This window comes from Microcoleus sp. FACHB-1515 (assembly GCF_014696105.1).
Classification (GTDB): Bacteria; Cyanobacteriota; Cyanobacteriia; order Elainellales; family Elainellaceae; genus JAAUTJ01.
In genome coordinates, this window is sequence record NZ_JACJPO010000076.1 from 1 (window position 1) to 2317 (window position 2317).

The 2317-nt window shown below is 50.4% G+C and carries 2 protein-coding genes and 1 pseudogene; 2 read left to right on the forward strand and 1 reads right to left on the reverse strand.

Going from position 1 to position 2317, the window contains the following annotated elements; translation table 11 throughout:
* Positions 1–248 precede the first annotated feature (248 nt).
* Positions 249–917 (forward strand): tetratricopeptide repeat protein, encoded by a 669-nt coding sequence (locus H6F67_RS25480; RefSeq protein WP_190769464.1) that lies wholly within the window; start codon positions 249–251, stop codon positions 915–917.
* Between the two features lie 91 nt (positions 918–1008).
* Here the strand turns inward: H6F67_RS25480 and H6F67_RS28260 are convergent, their stop codons facing one another.
* The gene (locus H6F67_RS28260; protein ID WP_277874630.1) at positions 1009–1137 is read right to left on the reverse strand and encodes a hypothetical protein; all 129 of its coding nucleotides are present in this window, start codon (positions 1135–1137) and stop codon (positions 1009–1011) included.
* Between the two features lie 479 nt (positions 1138–1616).
* Here H6F67_RS28260 and H6F67_RS25485 point away from each other — a divergent pair.
* Positions 1617–2317, forward strand: a pseudogene (locus H6F67_RS25485) (penicillin-binding protein 2); the annotation flags it as partial.

The following is a 2317-nucleotide window of genomic DNA, read 5'->3' on the forward strand; positions in this document are numbered from 1 at the left end:
TTAACGGTCGAACAAACAGCGGTGGGTACATGATCAAAAGCATCTTTGGGATAAGTAATAGCTTATCGATTGGCTGCTGCTTGTGCAAAATAGGTCTCTTAAGACTGCACTAGGTTGGCTAGGCGGCTGAAACTGCAACTGTAGTAAGAGCGACAGTGTGCCAGAGCAATTCATCTCGCCCATTCTTTCGACTCAAACTGCAACTGTTATGGTGGGGTTGAAAACTGCGCCAACCCGGAGGTGAGTGAATGAAACTGGTTCACAACGTTCTAGCAGCAGGTTTGATAGCGGTCACTACTGCATTTTTGGGATTGCCCGCCCAAGCGATCGAGACGGCTGCCCCCAATGCAGCGCAAACGCAATACGCTCAGGGAGCCGATCGCCTCAATCAAGGCGATGTCGAAGGCGCGATCGAATCCTTCACTGAAGCGATCGAACTCGATCCGCGATTCGTCGATGCCTACTGCGATCGCGCCTTGGCCTACGCGATTACCGGAGACACACCCGCCGCAATCGCGGGATTTGAGCAGGCGATCGAGCTTGATCCCAATCACGCCGATGCCTATGCCCGTTGGGGAACCGCGCTGGCAATGCAGAACGATCTTCCAGGCGCGATCGCAAAACTCGACCAAGCCCTGGAAATTGATCCAAACCTCGTTGACGCCTATTTCAATCGCGGCCTCGCCCACTACAGCCTGAATGATCACCGAGAGGCGATCGCAGACTTTACAGCGGTGATCGATCGCGATGCCTCATTTGCCGAAGCATTTGGGCGGCGCGGCCTAGCGTACTATGCGGCGGGTGATTCAACTCGTGCGATCGCTGATTTGCAACAGGCCGCCGCGCTGTTTCAGCAGCAGGGCGATCAGGTGGGATATCAGCAATCGCTTGACATCATGCAAGAAATTCGGCAGTAGCGCGATCCACCGCTTTTAAGCCAGTAAGAAAGGGATGCTGCAAGCCTGCTGCGTCCCCTGCTGGTCATTTCGATCGAGTCAGCGACGGCGGTTAGCCGATCGTGCCCATGTTCAACTGCACAAATGTTGTCAGTAGGTCACCCGCTGTGCTGACTGACGTGTCGCTATTGCTGATCGTAAACGTTAGCCCCGGTGCGGGTGTGCTGCTTGTAGTCCTCAAACCGCTGCCCGTTCAGAAGAGCGGACAGATTGCTAAAAACTTTAGATTTGATGAGGCGCTCTATGCTACTCAGCGACTTTCAAAAATCGCTCAGCGGTGAGTTGTAGAAACGAAGTTAGCGATTTACAAATTAGCGCAAGAGCGAGAATGATTTTCAATGTTTCGCACAAAGAGCAGCAAGACTGATAATCATTTTAGTTTACGCTGTCAGATGAAATTAAGTTGGAGAAAACGAATTTCATTTTGATTTCATCCTCGTGGTGAGAAACTAGAATGCGTTGTAACACTCCTCAGCCTTATTTCAATAGAAGATAGGGCTGTTGTGTGCTGCGCTTCTTGCAAACAAATTCAGCTTTTGCGATCGCCCTAACCCTCAACCAATCTCCTTCTGCATGACTTTGATTGATTTTTCCACTCGAACTGCTAATTCGGCTCGCTTCCGCTCGGCTCGTACAGTTGGCAGGCAAAAACAGGCTTTGATGCTTGTCGTTTTCATTACATTCACCTTCCTATTGGGATTAGGTAGTCGCCTTTTCTATTTGCAAATTGGAGAAGGAGAACGCAATCGTCAGCTTGCGGATGAAAATCGAATTCGGCTGATTCCCAAGCAGGCAGAACGCGGTGAAATTCTCGATCGCAACAATCGAATTTTGGCGGGCAGTCGCCTTTCCTATTCAGTTTTCCTGTATCCGATCGCTGTTGAAAAATCAAACTGGACAAACGCTCGCAAACAGTTAGCGCAACTCCTCAATCTTTCAGAAGCGGAGATTCAAAAGCGGCTAGACCAATCTGGAAATAATTCTGCAACTTTGGTTCGGCTGGCACGAGGATTAAATCCGGCGCAAATTACGGCGCTCAAAGAACATAAGAGCGAACTGCCTGGAATTGAGGTGGACATTGAACCGATTCGCTATTACCCCAACGGTGATTTAGCGGCTCATGTTTTGGGCTACACCGGGGAAATTACAGACGAAGCATTTCCCAAGCTCAAAGATCAAGGCTACAGCTTGGGAGACATCGTTGGGCAAGCAGGAATCGAAGCCGTCTCTGAAGAGCAATTGCGCGGGGAGCGAGGCGGGCAGCAAGTTGAAGTCGATGGTTCTGGTCAAATCGATCGAATTCTCGGTGAAAAGCCTGTTCAAGCGGGTCAAGATGTGCGCTTGACGCTCGACCTCGATTT

Bases quoted from the DNA above. Each gene is read 5' to 3' on its own strand.
- H6F67_RS25480 (WP_190769464.1), top strand. From the start codon at position 249: ATGAAACTGGTTCACAACGTTCTAGCAGCAGGTTTGATAGCGGTCACT.